The organism is Bdellovibrio sp. NC01, from assembly GCF_006874625.1.
Classification (GTDB): domain Bacteria; phylum Bdellovibrionota; class Bdellovibrionia; order Bdellovibrionales; family Bdellovibrionaceae; genus Bdellovibrio.
The window spans coordinates 2,260,953-2,277,025 of sequence record NZ_CP030034.1; the positions used below are offsets into that span (position 1 = coordinate 2,260,953).

At 45.5% G+C, this 16,073-nt stretch carries 18 protein-coding genes; 13 read left to right on the forward strand and 5 right to left on the reverse strand.

Annotated features, from left to right (window positions below):
- Positions 1 to 87: 87 nt before the first annotated feature.
- Together DOE51_RS10855 and DOE51_RS10860 are read left to right on the forward strand one after the other, a co-directional pair.
- Positions 88 to 477: a hypothetical protein gene (locus DOE51_RS10855; RefSeq protein ID WP_142696583.1), complete on the forward strand. Its 390-nt coding sequence runs from the start codon at positions 88 to 90 to the stop codon at positions 475 to 477.
- A gap of 41 nt (positions 478 to 518) precedes the next feature.
- Positions 519 to 1,226: a VC0807 family protein gene (locus DOE51_RS10860; protein ID WP_142696584.1), complete on the forward strand. Its 708-nt coding sequence runs from the start codon at positions 519 to 521 to the stop codon at positions 1,224 to 1,226.
- Positions 1,227 to 1,412: 186 nt separating this feature from the next.
- On the opposite strand, the gene DOE51_RS10865 is transcribed toward DOE51_RS10860, so the two are convergent.
- On the reverse strand, positions 1,413 to 2,111 hold the full coding sequence (locus DOE51_RS10865; RefSeq protein ID WP_246845037.1) for a hypothetical protein: 699 nt from the start codon (positions 2,109 to 2,111) through the stop codon (positions 1,413 to 1,415).
- A 143-nt stretch (positions 2,112 to 2,254) separates the two neighbouring features.
- On the opposite strand from DOE51_RS10865, the gene sohB reads away from it, so the two are divergent.
- From sohB to tatA, 8 genes are all read left to right on the forward strand, one after another.
- Positions 2,255 to 3,277, forward strand: a complete 1,023-nt coding sequence (gene sohB / locus DOE51_RS10870) for a protease SohB (protein WP_142696586.1) — start codon at positions 2,255 to 2,257, stop codon at positions 3,275 to 3,277.
- A 20-nt stretch (positions 3,278 to 3,297) separates the two neighbouring features.
- Positions 3,298 to 4,260 (forward strand): ABC transporter ATP-binding protein, encoded by a 963-nt coding sequence (locus tag DOE51_RS10875; RefSeq protein ID WP_142696587.1) that lies wholly within the window; start codon positions 3,298 to 3,300, stop codon positions 4,258 to 4,260.
- A gap of 14 nt (positions 4,261 to 4,274) precedes the next feature.
- Complete coding sequence (locus DOE51_RS10880) at positions 4,275 to 5,261, forward strand: ABC transporter ATP-binding protein (RefSeq protein WP_142698261.1); 987 nt, start codon at positions 4,275 to 4,277, stop codon at positions 5,259 to 5,261.
- 26 nt (positions 5,262 to 5,287) lie between these two features.
- Entirely contained in the window at positions 5,288 to 6,979 is a 1,692-nt protein-coding gene (locus tag DOE51_RS10885) for a peptide ABC transporter substrate-binding protein (RefSeq protein WP_142696588.1), read from the forward strand.
- A 53-nt stretch (positions 6,980 to 7,032) separates the two neighbouring features.
- Positions 7,033 to 8,004, forward strand: coding sequence for an ABC transporter permease (locus DOE51_RS10890; protein WP_142696589.1), 972 nt, complete (start codon positions 7,033 to 7,035; stop codon positions 8,002 to 8,004).
- A 6-nt stretch (positions 8,005 to 8,010) separates the two neighbouring features.
- Positions 8,011 to 9,231, forward strand: a complete 1,221-nt coding sequence (locus DOE51_RS10895; protein ID WP_142696590.1) for an ABC transporter permease — start codon at positions 8,011 to 8,013, stop codon at positions 9,229 to 9,231.
- Positions 9,232 to 9,438: 207 nt separating this feature from the next.
- Positions 9,439 to 9,906: a hypothetical protein gene (locus DOE51_RS10900; protein ID WP_142696591.1), complete on the forward strand. Its 468-nt coding sequence runs from the start codon at positions 9,439 to 9,441 to the stop codon at positions 9,904 to 9,906.
- Between the two features lie 85 nt (positions 9,907 to 9,991).
- Positions 9,992 to 10,240 carry a twin-arginine translocase TatA/TatE family subunit gene (gene tatA, locus DOE51_RS10905; RefSeq protein ID WP_142696593.1) on the forward strand — a complete coding sequence of 83 codons (249 nt, stop codon included), beginning with the start codon at positions 9,992 to 9,994 and terminating at the stop codon, positions 10,238 to 10,240.
- Between the two features lie 87 nt (positions 10,241 to 10,327).
- On the opposite strand, the gene DOE51_RS10910 is transcribed toward tatA, so the two are convergent.
- From DOE51_RS10910 to greA, 3 genes are read right to left on the reverse strand one after another with little or no spacing between them, the layout of a single operon-like run.
- The gene (locus DOE51_RS10910; protein ID WP_142696594.1) at positions 10,328 to 11,107 is read right to left on the reverse strand and encodes a glycerophosphodiester phosphodiesterase; all 780 of its coding nucleotides are present in this window, start codon (positions 11,105 to 11,107) and stop codon (positions 10,328 to 10,330) included.
- Between the two features lie 2 nt (positions 11,108 to 11,109).
- Positions 11,110 to 13,089 carry a hypothetical protein gene (locus DOE51_RS10915; protein WP_142696595.1) on the reverse strand — a complete coding sequence of 660 codons (1,980 nt, stop codon included), beginning with the start codon at positions 13,087 to 13,089 and terminating at the stop codon, positions 11,110 to 11,112.
- 52 nt (positions 13,090 to 13,141) lie between these two features.
- Complete coding sequence (gene greA, locus DOE51_RS10920; RefSeq protein ID WP_246845038.1) at positions 13,142 to 13,630, reverse strand: transcription elongation factor GreA; 489 nt, start codon at positions 13,628 to 13,630, stop codon at positions 13,142 to 13,144.
- 136 nt (positions 13,631 to 13,766) lie between these two features.
- Here greA and DOE51_RS10925 point away from each other — a divergent pair, with 136 nt between their 5' ends.
- The gene (locus DOE51_RS10925; RefSeq protein WP_142696596.1) at positions 13,767 to 14,024 is read left to right on the forward strand and encodes a (2Fe-2S)-binding protein; all 258 of its coding nucleotides are present in this window, start codon (positions 13,767 to 13,769) and stop codon (positions 14,022 to 14,024) included.
- On the opposite strand, the gene DOE51_RS10930 is transcribed toward DOE51_RS10925, so the two are convergent.
- Positions 14,021 to 14,446, reverse strand: a complete 426-nt coding sequence (locus DOE51_RS10930) for a bacterioferritin-associated ferredoxin (RefSeq protein ID WP_142696597.1) — start codon at positions 14,444 to 14,446, stop codon at positions 14,021 to 14,023. The genes DOE51_RS10925 and DOE51_RS10930 overlap by 4 nt on opposite strands.
- Positions 14,447 to 14,509: 63 nt before the next feature.
- On the opposite strand from DOE51_RS10930, the gene DOE51_RS10935 reads away from it, so the two are divergent.
- Positions 14,510 to 15,307, forward strand: coding sequence for a RimK family alpha-L-glutamate ligase (locus DOE51_RS10935; RefSeq protein ID WP_168196430.1), 798 nt, complete (start codon positions 14,510 to 14,512; stop codon positions 15,305 to 15,307).
- Complete coding sequence (gene gloB, locus DOE51_RS10940) at positions 15,304 to 16,062, forward strand: hydroxyacylglutathione hydrolase (RefSeq protein ID WP_142696599.1); 759 nt, start codon at positions 15,304 to 15,306, stop codon at positions 16,060 to 16,062. Before DOE51_RS10935 ends, gloB begins: the two co-directional genes overlap by 4 nt.
- Positions 16,063 to 16,073 lie beyond the last annotated feature (11 nt).

The following is a 16,073-nucleotide window of genomic DNA, read 5'->3' on the forward strand; positions in this document are numbered from 1 at the left end:
AATGTGTAAAAAAATGAGAGATGCGCGATCGTCTCATCTTGAGATAGAAGTCCCTCATAAACAAAACAACCGTTCGGGGGAACCTCAATGAAAACACTATTTAATTTCTTCTTATCTTTGGGTCTTTTAATTGCCGCGCAATCGGCTTCTGCTGAAACAGATTCAAAAGGTGTTCAGTGCGAAACGAAAGTCGCACGCATTGCACGCGCTTATTTCGCGATCGTCGATACGTCATCAAAAGTTGACTTCGTTATCTCTAGCAAAGATCAAATCAACGTACAAAATTTTAAGAACACAACACCGGGCTCTTACAACCAAGAGTATCTGGCTGATGTGCAAATTAAATTTGATCGTTCTAACAAATGGGCACCTGAACAGGATCAAAAAGTTCGCTTGAAGCTTACAGGCGATTACGATTGCGATAATTTGAAAGTTAAAAACATCAAAGCAATGGGTGGCGTGGAGCGCGTCGACTAAAATAGTTGCTTTTTGGTTTGAAGCCTACAAGGATGCTAGGCATGTCTACAGAAACGCAAAAACCTGAAAATAGCTGGCTGAATCTGATTTTTAATATCGTTTTGCCAGTTTTAATTCTGAATAAACTAACGAAGTATTTGGGCCCATTGGCAGCATTGCTATTGGCCCTTGCCTTTCCGTTGTGCTACGGCGCATACGATCTCGCAAAACGCAAAAAAGTAAATGCTTTTTCAGCCTTGGGTCTTTTGAACGTCAGCTTAACTGGCGGCTTGGCCTTGATGGGTATCCACGGCTTCTGGTTCGCAGTGAAAGAAGCAGCTTTCCCAGCTCTTGTGGGACTGTTCGTTTTCGGCTCTGCCTTCACAAAAAAGCCATTCATCGAAGCTATTTTCTTAAATCCAGGCGTGATGAAAGTTGATCTGCTTGAAGAACGTTTGCAACAAAATGGCAAACAAGTTGAATTCCACGCGCACTTAAAAAAAGCAACAATGTGGCTGTCGCTGTCATTCGTATTTAGTGCCGTGTGCAACTTCGTCTTAGCAGAAAGAATTTTCCTGAACATCGATAAAGCTCTGTCACCAGAAGCTCAGTCAGTCATCTTGAACGAACAAATCGCAAAAATGACAACATGGTCAATGGCCATCATCATGGTCCCATCCATGATCTTCCTACTAGGAATCTTCTGGTACCTCATGCGCGGAGTAAAACAGTACTCCGGCCTAACAACCGACGATCTAATGAAGACGTAACAACGTCTTCATTTTATTTCTTCAAAAAACTCAGAATTTAAAATCGCAAAACCGAAAACCAAGGTTGATCAAAAAGGTTCGAGCGCAAGGCGGAGGGATTTCCCGCAGCGCAGGCGTGCTACAGGCACGTCGGAGCGAGGACAAAGCCCGACAACGCAGTCGATCGGGCCTTTTTCATCAACCGCCTTAAAACTCACCTTCTTCACCGAATGGTGGAGGTGGCGGCGGTGCAGAGAAATCATTCGGGAACGCATCATCACCACCGAAACCTGGAGGTGGTGGTGGCGGTGGAGGTGGTGGCACATCTCCGAAATCTTCAGGAAGGTTTGGTGCTGGCACGTAGCCGCCCCCGCCCCCGCTGAAATCGTCGAATGTTGGTGGTGGTGGGAAATTGCTTCCGCCGCCAAAGGAAGGACTGCTTCCGCCTGATGAACCGGCGTTGCTGCCGAATTTAGGTTTGGCTCCGAAAGCGGCGCGCTTACGATAGTCATAACGCGGTCTTTCGCTATCCAAACCCAACTCTTGCGCTTCGGTCGGCAGCTTTTTGTCCTCACGGGAAAGCTTTTCTTCGTTCGCTTTTTCTAAACTGTACGACTTACGGGTTTTTTCATACTCCGTAGCAACTTCTTTCTTAGCAGCTGCATCAGCGCGGAATTCCGGGCCGTCGTCAGTCATCTCTTTTTCTTTTTTGGTTTTTTTATAATCGTCGAGCTGGCGGTGGCGTTGTGCCTCCCATTGATCCAACTCTTCATAGAACGCTCTTTCGCCCCTCTGACGGGCTTTATCGAACTGCTCGTTCTCGTTTTGATGCTCAGCGAAACCGCGCAGACGCGTTTCTTCCTTCCCCGCGGCATAGGCAGCCCGTGAGATCGAAGTCAGAAACATTAGAAAAATGAGTTTTTTCGAAAGAGACATCTGCCGCCCAGTCTACCAGGCCCTTCTCTTTTTTTTGAGCAAACAAAAAAGATGCTCGACCTTTGGCCTATTCCTTAATAACTTAGGCCCTTGCTTCATAAGGAGTAAACATCATGGACGCAATGCAAAGCATCGGAGTTTTTGCCGCAGAGACCTTTCTGATCCTGTTTGCCATCATCGCAGTGATTCTTGTGATCGCGATGGTTGCCGCCAAAGCTGCCGGCCAAAAATCAGAAATCCAAGTGGAACTTTTGCATAAGAAATACAAGAACTTCCGCAACCTTCTTCAAGCTCATACTTCAAACAAAAACGAACGCAAAGAGATGAAGAAGAAACTGAAAGCGGAACAAAAAGAGTCTGCTGACAAATCTCGTGCGCACGAAAAGAAAATCTTCGTGATCGACTTCGAAGGCGATGTGAAAGCATCTGCTGTTGAAAACTTGCGTGAAGAAGTGACTGCGATTTTAACAAGCGCGACTCCACAGGACGAAGTTGTCGTTCGCATTGAGAGCCCAGGCGGCGTAGTTCATGGCTACGGTCTTGCGGCTTCACAACTTTTGCGCATCCGTGAAAAGAATATTCCATTAACTGTGTGCGTGGATAAAGTGGCTGCCAGCGGTGGTTACTTGATGTCTGTAACTGCTAACAAAATCATGTCGGCTCCATTTGCAATCGTTGGCTCAATTGGAGTCGTGGCGCAAGTTCCGAACTTCCATCGCGTTCTTAAAAAACACGATGTCGATGTGAAAGAATACACGGCTGGTGAGTTTAAACGCACGGTCAGCTTGCTTGGCGAGATCACACCAAAAGGTGAAGAGAAATTTAAACAACAACTTGAGGAAACTCACGTATTGTTCAAGAGTTTCGTACAAAAATTCCGTCCTCAATTGAATCTTTCTGAGGTTGCAACGGGCGAATACTGGTATGGTGAACAGGCTATCACAAAAGGCCTTGTCGATGAGATTCGAACAAGTGACGACTATTTGATGAGTCTTGCGGATAAACACCAAATTATTAAAGTAACTTTTGAACACCACGAAAGCATCAGCGACAAGCTGACTGGCATTATCGGGAAAGCGTTTAAAAAAGGCGCTCTTTCAATTGTTGAAGAACTTGAAACTCGTCGCTTCCTCTAAGCTTTAAGGAAAACTGATAAGTGCAAAATATCGTTGAAGTAAAAAATCTTGAAACGACTTTTACAACCAAAGCCGGTCCATTCAAAGCTGTGAACAATATCAGCTATGAAATTCCTAAAGGTAAAACTTTAGGTATCGTGGGCGAATCCGGCTCTGGTAAATCAGTCACGTCTTACTCGATCATGCGTTTGATCGGCTCTCCAGGCAAAGTGACTGGGGGCCAGGTTCTTTTGAACGGTCGAGATCTGATGAAACTTTCAGAGCCGCAAATGGAAGAAGTTCGTGGTGGCGAAATGGCCATGATCTTCCAAGAACCGATGACGGCATTAAATCCTGTGCTTACGATCGGCTTCCAAATGGACGAGCAGATCATGAAACACAAAAAATGCTCGCAAAAGGAATCTAAAGAGCGCGCCATTGAAATGTTGCGCCTGGTGGGCATCCCTTCTCCGGAAGAACGTTACAACTCCTATCCGCACCAACTTTCTGGCGGTATGAGACAACGTGCGATGATCGCGATGGCTTTATCGTGTGATCCAACATTCTTGATCGCCGATGAGCCGACAACGGCTTTGGACGTAACAATCCAAGCACAGATTTTGGAATTGATCCAAAACCTGCAAGAAAAATTCAACATGACGGTTCAGTTCATCACGCACGATTTGGGTGTGATCTCTGAAATCTCTGACAACGTTTTGGTGATGTACGGCGGTCAAACTTGTGAACAATCTGAAACTCAAGATTTGTTCTTGAACCCGCACCACCCCTACACGGCGGCTTTGATTGCGTCTCGTCCTAAATTTGGTGAGCGCACAAAGCGTCTGACGGCGATTGAAGGCAGCGTTCCTGCTCCTCATGAATTACCAGCGGGCTGCCCGTTTGTGAATCGTTGTCCACGCGCGGTCAGCGAATGTCCTGCAATTAAACCTCAACTTCTTGAAGTGTCTCCAGGTCACAAAGTGGCTTGCTTCAATCCTCTGTAAAGGAATCAAAAATGGTGAACGATATCATTCTTGAAGCAAAAAATATTAAGAAGCACTTCCCAATTAAAAAGGGCTTGTTCCTTCGCGAAGTGGCAAGTGTCAAAGCTGTCGACGACGTTTCTTTGATCGTACGCAAAGGTGAAACTTTGGGTCTAGTTGGAGAATCTGGCTGTGGCAAATCCACTTTGGGCCGTACGTTGATTCGTCTTTACGAACCTACTGCTGGCGACATCAGCTTTGATGGTCAGAACTTTTTGACTTTAAAAGGTGAAGACCTTCGTAAAAAACGTAAGAACATGCAAATGATCTTCCAAGATCCGTATGCTTCTTTGGACCCGCGTATGACTGTGGGCCAAATCATTCGTCAGCCTATGGACATTCACAATGTCGGATCTGACAGCGAACGCACACAACGTGTGCTTGAATTGATCGAACTTGTGGGCCTTCGCAAATCGGCTGTGAATCGCTACCCGCATGAATTTTCAGGCGGTCAACGTCAGCGTATTTCAATTGCTCGCGCGATTGCTTTAAATCCTGAATTGATCATCTGCGACGAGCCCGTTTCTGCCTTGGACGTTTCCATCCAAGCTCAGATCTTGAACTTGCTTGAAGATCTACAAGAAAAATTGGGTCTGACTTATATCTTTATTTCCCATGACCTTTCAGTGATCGAACACGTTTGTGATCGTATCGCCGTTATGTATCTTGGTAAAATTGTCGAGATCGCAAGTCGTGACGAATTGTTCGCAAATCCAAGACACCCCTACACTCAAGCTTTGATCCAAGCGATTCCTCGTGTGGGTCAGGGTAAAAAGAAGATGAAAAAATCTTTGGGTGGAGAAGTTCCAAGTCCCATCAACCCGCCATCAGGCTGCTCGTTCCATACTCGTTGTCCTTATAAAATGGACATCTGTGTGCAGAAGACGCCGGTTCTTGAAGGCGCGGGAACTCACCAGAAAGCTTGTTGGCTGACGACAGCTCCAAGCATGAAGGCAGAATAGATTTTAAAATCAACAAGGAGTAATAAATGTTGAATAAGTTTGCAAAAGGATTGCTGGTTGTAGCAGGTTTGGGCCTTGGCGCTCAAGCAGTAGCAGCACCTACAAATGCCGAACTTAAAATCGGTATTTCTCAAGAGTTCGAGACAATGAATCCGCTGATCATGACAATGTCTGCTTCAGCTTACATGTACCGTTTGGTAGGTCGTTCGTTGGTGAATTTGACTGCTGAAGGTAAATGGGTTCCGCAATTGGCGAAAGAAATTCCGTCATTGGAAAAAGGCACAGCGAAAATCGTTGAAGCTGGCGGCAAAAAACACATCATTGCCAACTGGGAAATCATTGAGGGCGCGAAATGGGGCGATGGCAAACCAGTTATCTGCCAAGACTTCATTACAGCTCACACAATCGCAACAGCTCCAACTGTGACTGTTGGCGAAAAAGAGCAATGGACGCAAGTTGAGAAAATCGACATTGATCCAAAAAATCCTAAAAAATGTACTTTTACTTACGACAAAGCAAAATGGGACTTCTACCAACTTGCGCAATTCTTCCCAGTGCCAACTCACTTGGAAAAAGCCATCTTTGATAAATATGGTAAGCAAAAAGAAGGTTACGAAAAGAACTCTAACTACGTTCGCAACCCAACAAATCCTGGCTTGTACAACGGTCCTTACGTTATCTCTGACGTAAAATTGGGTTCACACGTTGCGTTTGCTCCGAATAAAAACTTCTACGGCAAACAACCGAACATCCAAAAGATCGTTGTGAAGTTGATTCCTAACACAGGAACAATGGAAGCAAATCTTCGTTCTGGCACAATCGACATGATCTCTGTTCTTGGTTTGGATTTCGACCAAGCTTTGGCATTCGATAAAAAAGCTAAAGCTGAATCTTTGCCATACGATGTTCACTTCGTACCGTCTGTGACTTACGAACACATCGACTTGAACTTGGACAATCCAATCTTGAAAGACGTTAAAGTTCGTAAAGCATTGTTGTTGTCGATCAATCGCGAAGACCTTGTGAAAGCTCTTTTCGAAGGCAGACAAGAAGTTGCGATCCACAACATTTCACCAAAAGACCCTTGGTTCACAAAAGATCCTAAAGTGATCACTTTGTACCCTTACTCTAAACGTAATGCGGGTAAACTTTTGGACGAAGCTGGTTGGAAAATGGGTGCTGACGGTTACCGCGCTAAAGACGGCAAACGTTTGTCATTGGTATTCCAAACAACTGCGGGCAACAAAACTCGTGAGCTCGTGCAAGTGTACTTGCAGAACCAATGGAAACAAGCTGGTATCGAAGTTCTTATCAAGAATGAACCAGCACGTGTATTCTTCGGCGACACTATGACTCACCGTAAGTTTGGTGCGATGGCATTGTTTGCTTGGGTTTCTTCTCCGGAAAACAGCCCTCGTTCAACAACGTCATCTAAAGCAATTCCAACTGCGAAAAACAGCTGGTCTGGCCAAAACTTCATGGGTTGGTCAAATGCAAATGCAGACAAAGCACTTGATGAGTTGGATCTTGAGTTCAACGCGAAAAAACGCGCTGAGCACGTTGCAACTATCTTGAAGAACTACACAGAAGATGTGCCAGTACTTCCGCTTTACTACCGCTCAGACATTTCTGTAACTCCTAAGAACTTGAAGAATTACAAAATGACTGGCCACCAGTTCTACGAAACAAACAACGTAGAAGACTGGAATTTGAACTAGTACATTTAGAGGCGCCGGTTCCACCGGCGTGCTGTTAGACGAACGAGGTTATTGTGACGACATTTATCGCCCGCCGCATTTTGCAAACTTTCGCAGTGATAGCTGTTCTATCATTCGTGGTCTTTTATTTAATGAGCTTAATGCCGGGCGATCCAGTCGACATGATGGTTGCCTCGAATCCTAAAATCACGGCGGAAGACGTTGCACGTTTGAAGTCGTTGTACGGTTTGGATCAACCCATCTACAAACGCTACGGCAGTTGGATGGGTTCGCTTCTAACAGGTGACCTTGGTTACAGCCGTACTTACCGTGTGCCTGTGGAAGAGCTTATGGGCCCACGTCTTTGGAATACATTCCTGCTTTCATTTATCTCTTTGGCATTGTCGATCATCATCGCAGTTCCACTGGGAATGCTTTCCGCTCTTAAACCTGGCAGCAAGATCGACACCTTCGTCAGTCTGCTGTCCTTCGGGGGGATATCGATACCCTCGTTCTGGCTTGCGATCGTTTTAATTATCGCATTCGCCGTAAAATTCCCGCTATTCCCTGCCGGCGGTACACAAACTATCGGCGCTGGTGACATGGGCTTCTGGGCCGACATTTTGGATCGCTCTAAATATTTAGTTCTTCCTGTGCTTTCATTATCGATCCAACAGATCGGTCGTTTTTCTCGTTTCACACGCTCTTCAATGGCCGAAGCTATGCGCCACGATTTCATTCGTACTGCGCGTGCAAAAGGTCTTTCGAACAGCACGGTGATTTGGCAGCACGGATTTAGAAATGCTTTGATCCCATTGATCACGATCTTGGCAGTCAGCATTTCTTCTTTATTCTCTGGTGCGCTTTTGACAGAGACTGTATTTGCTTATCAAGGAGTCGGTAAACTTGTTTACGACTCTATTATCGGTAATGACTATAACGTAGCGATGATCTCTTTCGTTATCTCGGTAGCGATGGTTCTGTTGATGAACTTGGTTGCTGATATCGCTTATGGCTTCGCGGATCCGCGAATCGCTTACAAGTAGGTTGCAATGTCTGGAACGGAAATGACTATGACTGACGTCGCATTAACGCAAAAACTTTCAGATAAAGATCGTGCCGAGCTCGAAAAAGCTCAGCCGATGTGGAGAATGGTCCTTAGCCAATTCATGACTCACAAACCAGCAGTGGTCAGTGCAGTTTTGATTTTGTTATTGGTTTTGGTATCTGTCTTCGCGAACCAAATTCAAAGCATCACGGATTTAGATCCCGATGCACAGAACGTGGCGAATCGTTACTTAGCGCCATTTACTCACGCCCAGGCAGGTCCTGATGTGCGCGAGACTGAAATTGAAAAGTACATCAACAACCATCCGGCTGAAGCTGAAAAATTGCAAACGGCTTTGCTTGAAAAAGGCATCGTGCAATCAGCAGCACCTGCGGATGCATTGTTTGATCTTGCGAACAAAGAAATGCCGGAAGCCCTTGCTGGCTTAAAGTCTTTGGATATTCCTGAAGCCAAAGAAATGGTGTCTTTGTTTAAAAGTTTCGACACGTTTCACTTTTTTGGTACAGACGAATTGGGTCGCGACGTGTTTATCCGCTTGGTTTACGGGACACGCGTTTCAATGGGCGTTGGTATCTTGGTTGCGATTGCCTCCGCCCTTATTGGTTTGTTGATTGGCTCTGTTGCCGGCTTCTATGGCGGCGTGATTGATGCGACGTTGATGCGTGTGACGGATGGCTTGTTGTCATTGCCGATGATTCCGGTATTGATCGTGATCGCGGCCGTCGACATGTCGAAGATCCCTGCATTAAAAGCTCTGGTTTCGACTTCGAATGAAAGTATCTTCAAGATGGTTATCATCTTGTGCTTGTTCTCGTGGATGACAGTTGCTTTGCTTGTTCGTGGTAGCATTCTTTCTTTGCGTGAACGTGAATTCGTATTGGCAGCTCGTACCCTGGGTGCGAAAGACAGCACAATCATCGTTCGTCACATGTTCCCGAACGTGATCGCCCCAATGTTGGTATCAATCACTTTGGGTGTTGGTGAATCGATCTTGTTTGAAGCCGCTTTATCATTCTTGGGTCTTGGTATCATGCCGCCGACTCCAAGCTGGGGTAACATGCTGAACAACGCGCAAGAGTTGATCTATCAAGCTCCGTTCTTGGCGATTCTTCCGGGCGTGATGATCTTGATCACAACAGTCAGCTTTAACTACTTGGGCGATGGTCTTCAAGACGCGATCGATCCGAAGTCGATGAGACGATAGCCGCTTTGCTGGTTCAATTTAAAAGCGACGAAAAAGGGAGGCTTCAAACCTCCCTTTTTTATTTTTATTGAAGCCTTTCCATGATTTCCACCCGCCTGACAATTGCCTGAACACCCCTGAAAAAAAGAAATGTTTCCCTCGGTGAGCTAGAAAATACGCGTTCCCCGCTCGGCACGATACTTGGAATAAGTCCGGCTGAGGTATTTTATGAAAACAGTACTTTCATTTATTGGAATGATTCTTTTCTCGGCGAATGCGTTTACGCAAACGTCCTACGAACTTACTTGCCGTGCGAAAGCGAAAGAGATCGCTGCAAACACGTATTCAACTTGCGTGACAGAATCTCGTAACGCCCAAGTTGAGCAAATCCGTTCAAGCTATCAAAAAGAGCTTACGGCTTTGAAGAGCAAATATGATCGCGAACTTAAAAAGATGAACGGTGGCCAAGCTTCTGCGAAGGCAACTGCGAAATCTGTGAACCACCCTTCCACACCTGTGAAAGGCATCGCGAAAACGCTTCCAACGAAGGCTCCACAAAGTGAGGCTGCCCCAGTTCAGGTTGTCTCAGAAGGAGCTAAAGTCGTGGCGATCAGCCCTGATAAAGGTACGGAATCTCTTGAAAAAGAGGCTTCTGACGCAGATCAGGTCGAAATTATTGACATGCCGACAGAATAATCGACGGGACTGTTGATTTTCCTCTCAGGACGGCTTAAAACGTGTAAACTGTTTAAGTCGTTGTCTTTTTACTGGGAGGAAACCCGTGGGTGAGTTTAGCCTAACACATCTTTTACTTCTTGCTTTGATCTTCTTGATCTTCTTCGGTCCTAGCCGCCTACCGCAATTGGGCCAATCGCTTGGTAAAGCTATCCGTGGCTTTAAACAAGGTTTGAACGAGATCGACGTTGATGCAAAAGATATCAAAGATACTCATCAACAAGTTTCTCACCAACAACAACAAGGTCAAAACGTTGGTCAAACTCAGAAACAATCTGAGCCACACAACTCATAATTGTTGTTCTAAATTTTGAAATTAAAAAAGCCTTCATAGCAACCCTATGAAGGCTTTTTCTTTTTGCGCTAACGCATGAGGCACTTATTAAACGAGCGTATCAGAGATTATGCTGAGGGCTCCATGCTGTAACAGATTTTTTGCGACGGCAGGATCGTTCACTGTCCAGAAGGCCACTGGGATTTTGCGGCGATTCCACTTTTCTAGTTCTGCGATGCTCACGTAGTTATAATCTAAGTGTAAGGCGTTTGCGCCGATGTAGGGTGCGAACAGCATGTGCTTTAGATAAAACCTGTTTGCTGGATCATCTTCTTTCGTTGCAAGCAGCGCACGCGGAACTTCGGGTAAAAGTTTTTTCAAGCGATTGATCGCTAACGGATTGAAGCTTGAAAACAGAATGCGCTTTTCAGCTTTGTGTTTACGAACAAGCTTAGCCACTTCCGTTTCAAGGGAACCATCAAACGCTTTATCCGTTTTTAATTCGATATTTAAATACGGGGGAATGTCGTTTGATTGCAGCAAAGCCTCAAGACTGACAACCTGAGAAGCCGTTGCGAGTTCCGCCGCTGTCAGTTCATTCACAAGTTTTTCGACATTTCCTAAGCGCTTCAAATCGTTATCGTGAAAAACGACGACGACATTATCTTTAGAAAGGCGCACATCCATTTCGATCATTTGCAGACCGCGTTTTTTTGCCGCCATAAACGACGCCAACGTATTTTCCTGTGCGCCTTCTTTCCAGTATCCGCGATGACCTTGATATTGTGGAGGACGCAAAGCCCCTTCCGGCCACGCTTGTGCTTTCCACGTAAAGTGGCGAATCACCAGAAACGAAACACTTAAAATAAGAATTAACAAGGCGATCATTTTTATTTTCTCATTTTACGTGCCGGAATGTTTTCAACCGTGAACTGTGGATTTTCACGATTACCTTCTAGCACAAACTTTTTCGTGTTCTTCCCGTCTTTGATGAGTGCCGAGCCCTTCAACTGACCGAATTCATCCCACGCACCATCTGCCGTCATACGACGATCTTTGCCCATTTTTGCTTGGAAGTTCTTCCACTGCAGATGCTGCAGATCTTTGAAATGGAATTGTCCTGTTAAATCTTGAATATCAAGCTGACCGTTTTGCCACCATTCAGGCTCTGTGACTTGATTCAAGATCGCGGCACCTGGTGACGTTTCATGAACGCCGACCGATTGAATTTTTGTATTCAACTGGATTTCGCCTTTTTGAAAGTCGAATTCACCGCGAGTTTTGCCGAAGTCCATGCCTTCGACACTCATTTTATCAACGAGCAACAAACCTTTCAGAGATTTTAAGTCGCCACCCATAATTCGTGCTTCCGCATTCACGCTTGTCAGGCCGACTTCCCCACCGTTGGTCATTAGCTTTTGTACTTGCGGAGCGAACACCATTTCGTCGATGCGCGCTTTAATATCAACATCTTTGAAATCACGATCGGCTTTTAAATTCACGCTGCCAATAAAGTTTCCACCACGTGGTTCAACGCGGTTTACTTGGAACGACCATTGATCACCGTCAAGGTTGATATCACCCAGCATGCGCTCGATTACTTGCAGTTCACGCTGACCTTTGTTGGAGAAGATAAATTCCAAGCCCGTATGCTCACCCGTCAGATGAATATAATTTTCCGAACGAATTTCTGCACGCCCCGAGAAACTTCCCAAATCGCCTAATATTTTGTGCTGATGATTTCTGCTTAAGAAATTAAGCAAGCGGTTAACCCGCATGTTCTTGACGTCAATATTGATGGGCTTATAGGTCAAGGGTTCAAGTTTTGTGAAAGTGATTTGCTCTGATGAAAGCTCACCCAACTCTCCTTCGACGCGGAAGTTTTTTACTTCCACCGGAGCTTCGCGGATTTTTCGAATGTCCGCTGTCATACGCCCCAATGCAGAGATCCATACCTGTTTGCCGTTTAGATCTTTTGAAACCAGATCGTATTTTTGCATCAACGACAGAACTTGGCTTAAAGGAATATGTTTTAGATCCGTTTCAACATTCAGCAAGTGATCATCAATCGTGTAATTGCCGATCATGCTGTAGTGACCTTCGCGCCAGTTTCCAAAGAAATGCGCTTGCACGTGTTTTTCTGGGGATTCTTTATACTCGATAAAAAGATTTGCGTGCGACAAATAATCGCCGACCAATTCATCACGCAGCAAATGAGTCTTCGCTTTCACTTCGATCACTTTAGGTTCGAAGGATTTTACTTTCACTGCGAAATCCATGAACTCTGTTGGATATTGCGGGTATTCGTTCAAAACGATTTTGAAGTTTTGAATTGAAAGCTCGCTGACGGCATTACGATATTTTTGTGCTTGTTCGTTGGGTGACAACGACACGGCCGGCGCTGGAGTTGCAGGTTGGCTTGAAGCATTTTCTGCATTGAACTCAGCCTGATTACAATCCTTCAAATTTCCACGCAAAGTTAATTGCACATTATCGGCTTCGACTTTTTTAACTAATGATGTACCAGTGATGACTCCCCAGAAGGAAACCGGCAGACGCAATTCATCGATTTCAAGAATGGGCGCCATCCAACATGCTTGTGTCGATTCCATTTGTGCTTTGGTGATGACCACTGAAAAACGCGGCAAAATGCCATCAGCAAGACTGACTTGCGCCGATTCAAAACTCACTTTGATGTCTTTGTGAATATGGCTTGCGGCTTTTTCAATTCGCGCAGCCACTCGTGCTGGCGATAGAACAGATTTAAGGGTGTACCCAAGAAAAAATGAGATGGCCAAACCGATCACAAGGATGCGAGTGCCAGGTTGCTCAGTAACTAGATGCTTATCAGAACGAAGTCGACGATCCATAACTTATTGTGCTTGTGAAAGCTATGGACCGACAATGTCTTTTAGGAAAAATTTATTTATATTCGAAAGCTAGGATTTCGAACTCTTTGTCGCCTTTCGGGCTTTGAACAGTGACAGTGTCACCGACTTTTTTGCCGATCATTGCGCGCGCCAAAGGAGATAGAACAGAAATCAGACCTTTTTTAACGTCTGCTTCGTCAACGCCCACGATTTGGTAAGCGATCTCTTCGTCCGTTTCTGTGTCCACAGCTTTAATGTGTGCACCGAAAACCACACGGTCCGCCTTGATAGTCGTCACGTCGATAACTTCTGCACCTGCAATTTTGCCTTGAATTTCAGCAATACGACCTTCAATCATAGATTGACGCTCTTTAGCTGCTTCGTATTCAGCATTTTCAGAGATATCGCCTTGAGCACGAGCCTCTTCGATGGCGTTGATTACAGAAGGTCTCTCCTCCAACAATAGCTTCTTCAGCTCTGCCTCAAGCAAAGCTTTTCCGCGAATTGTCATAGGAAGTTTATCATTTGCGCCACCGGCCATCTTTGTCTCCACTGTTAGAAGGACACTACTTTTACAAGATTCCACGTAACTTATCAACTCGCGACCCCATCCAGACCAAGCGCCCTGCGTCAAGCGACGCATTGCGCCCGAACCCAGCCTAGCGTACCATAGAGGTATGGGTGCTAAGAAAAAGACCGAAATCATCTGCCGCTGCAACAATATCTCGCGAGAGACTATTGAGAAAGCTATTCGTGACGGCGCCCATACCCTGAACGATATCTTCGACACCACCCAGGCCGGAGTTGGTCCTTGCGGAGGAACGTGTCGCCGCAAACTGGGCCCCATGCTAGAGCACTACCTTAAAACCGGTACGTTCCCCGAAAAAATTGTGGAAGATATGACGGGCAAACCGCCCGAGAAAAAAACGAGCTAAGCTGTCTTTTTACCCAAACGATAATCGATGATCTTTTGCACTTCAGGACGACACGTCCCGCAGGCTGTGCTTGCTGACGTCTGACGGGTTACCTTATCTGTCGAGTGTGCCCCCGCAATGACCGCTTGATCAATCGTGTGCGTTGCGACTGTACGACAATGGCAAACTTCATCTTCTTTATAGGGGAATTCCCACTCGCCTTTAAGCTTTAAAATCATTTCGCGCAAAAGAATCGCGCCATGATCGTTTGCTTCTGGCAAAGGCCATTTAGAAATATCGACCCCAAAGTTTTTGCGCATCGACTGCATCATATTCATAAACTCTGTACAGCCCATGAACGACACACGCGTGACAGGTCCCTGAATGCTTTCGCATTCAACCTCTAAAAAATCCCGTCCCTCGAGTTCGACTTTGACCTTCATATAGGATAGAATTCTAAATCACTATTCCTTTACTCCCAAGGCCAGAACATGCAGGTCCTCATATTGAGTCGCAAATTCGAAATTCACTCAAGCCAGCGTTTGGTCGAGGAACTGCTGTTGGCAGGACATACTCCGCTCTTATGGGACCCGGGATGGCCTGTCTCAAAATGTGTCGCACGTTTCGACGCTCTAATTCCACGCATAGGGAACTTTCAATTTGAAGAGGCCTTAGAGACACTCCATGAGTTTGAAACTCGTGGCGGGCATGTATTGAATAATCACGTCGCCTATAAGAAGGCGCGCAATAAGTGGATGACTTACGTGACTTGCTTAGAGTTGCAAATCCCTACGCCCTATTCGGAACTTGTCCAGAATCGAGATGAGTTTTCTTGGAAACGAAATTTTCCGTGCATCGTGAAGAAGCTCATCTCAAGCAAGGGCGAAGGCGTTTTTCTTGCCGACGATTCTGCTGCTTTAAGTAAGTTACTTGCGGATATTGATGAAGAGGTGCTGGCGCAAGACGCGTATCCTGAAAGCTTTGGCGAAGATGTTCGCGCCTTCGTTGTCGGTCGCAAAATCATTGCATCAATGAAAAGAAAATCGACTCACGACTTTAGATCGAATCTTGCTTTGGGAGCCACAGCAGAGCCCTGCACGCTCACGGCGCGCGAGGAAGAGTTGGTTTTAAAGACAGCGGAATTATTCAATTTAGAGATTTGTGGCATCGATATTTTGCGCACACACAAAGGCAGTTTGATTTTAGAAGTGAACCCCTGCCCTGGTCTTGAAGGAATCGAAAAGTACACTCAAGTCAATGTCACCCGTGCTATTATTAGACATATAGAGGAGCTCTGTCGATGAACTCAGTTCGCCCTCGGGTAGAACTTCTACCCATCTTTGAAGATAACTACGTTTTTATGTTGATTGATGATTCCAATCAACAAGTGGTGGTTGTCGATCCAGGAGAGAGCGAAACAGTTTCCGAATATCTTGAAGACAATGGCTTAAAACTTTCAGGAATTTTACTCACTCATCACCACAACGATCACATTGGTGGCGTGCGCGGCTTGCGCGAAAAACACGGCGCACCGGTTTATGCTCCTTCAAAAAATAAAATGCAAATTGGTGAAGCTGAGCACTGGGTTCAGGAAGGTGATGAATTTTCCATTGGCCCGATGAAGTTTAAAGTGATGGAGTTACCCGGACATACTCTAGGACACGTGGCTTTTTATTCGCCAGAAATGAAATGGCTATTTTCGGGCGACGTTCTTTTTGGTTTAGGGTGCGGCCGTCTGTTCGAAGGGACTTATGAGCAAGCCTACGACAGCCTTCAACGCATCAAACATTTACCTGCGGATACTTTAATTTACTGCACTCATGAATACACAGAGCAAAATTTAATGTTCTGTAAAATGCTTTCTAATTTGGACAACTCGCCGATCACTGGCGATGACGAAGATTTAGAAATGTACGAGAATCAATTGGTGAATCGCCGTAGTATGGGCTTACCTTCCGTGCCTTTAAAATTATCTATTGAAGTAAAAGTAAATCCATTCCTACTAGCTCACTCTGTCGCGCAATTCACTTATTTGCGTGAACTGCGCAACAAACAGTAAAGCTTCCGTAA

What these genes read in the sequence shown, in the direction of transcription:
- DOE51_RS10895 (WP_142696590.1), top strand. Translation starts at nt 8,011, where the DNA reads ATGTCTGGAACGGAAATGACTATGACTGACGTCGCATTAACGCAAAAA.
- DOE51_RS10930 (WP_142696597.1), bottom strand. Translation starts at nt 14,446, where the DNA reads ATGAAGGTCAAAGTCGAACTCGAGGGACGGGATTTTTTAGAGGTTGAA.
- sohB (WP_142696586.1), top strand. Translation starts at nt 2,255, where the DNA reads ATGGACGCAATGCAAAGCATCGGAGTTTTTGCCGCAGAGACCTTTCTG.
- DOE51_RS10925 (WP_142696596.1), top strand. Translation starts at nt 13,767, where the DNA reads ATGGGTGCTAAGAAAAAGACCGAAATCATCTGCCGCTGCAACAATATC.
- DOE51_RS10900 (WP_142696591.1), top strand. Translation starts at nt 9,439, where the DNA reads ATGAAAACAGTACTTTCATTTATTGGAATGATTCTTTTCTCGGCGAAT.
- DOE51_RS10910 (WP_142696594.1), bottom strand. Translation starts at nt 11,107, where the DNA reads ATGATCGCCTTGTTAATTCTTATTTTAAGTGTTTCGTTTCTGGTGATT.
- DOE51_RS10855 (WP_142696583.1), top strand. Translation starts at nt 88, where the DNA reads ATGAAAACACTATTTAATTTCTTCTTATCTTTGGGTCTTTTAATTGCC.
- DOE51_RS10865 (WP_246845037.1), bottom strand. Translation starts at nt 2,111, where the DNA reads ATGTTTCTGACTTCGATCTCACGGGCTGCCTATGCCGCGGGGAAGGAA.
- DOE51_RS10885 (WP_142696588.1), top strand. Translation starts at nt 5,288, where the DNA reads ATGTTGAATAAGTTTGCAAAAGGATTGCTGGTTGTAGCAGGTTTGGGC.
- greA (WP_246845038.1), bottom strand. Translation starts at nt 13,630, where the DNA reads ATGGCCGGTGGCGCAAATGATAAACTTCCTATGACAATTCGCGGAAAA.
- DOE51_RS10860 (WP_142696584.1), top strand. Translation starts at nt 519, where the DNA reads ATGTCTACAGAAACGCAAAAACCTGAAAATAGCTGGCTGAATCTGATT.
- gloB (WP_142696599.1), top strand. Translation starts at nt 15,304, where the DNA reads ATGAACTCAGTTCGCCCTCGGGTAGAACTTCTACCCATCTTTGAAGAT.
- DOE51_RS10915 (WP_142696595.1), bottom strand. Translation starts at nt 13,089, where the DNA reads ATGGATCGTCGACTTCGTTCTGATAAGCATCTAGTTACTGAGCAACCT.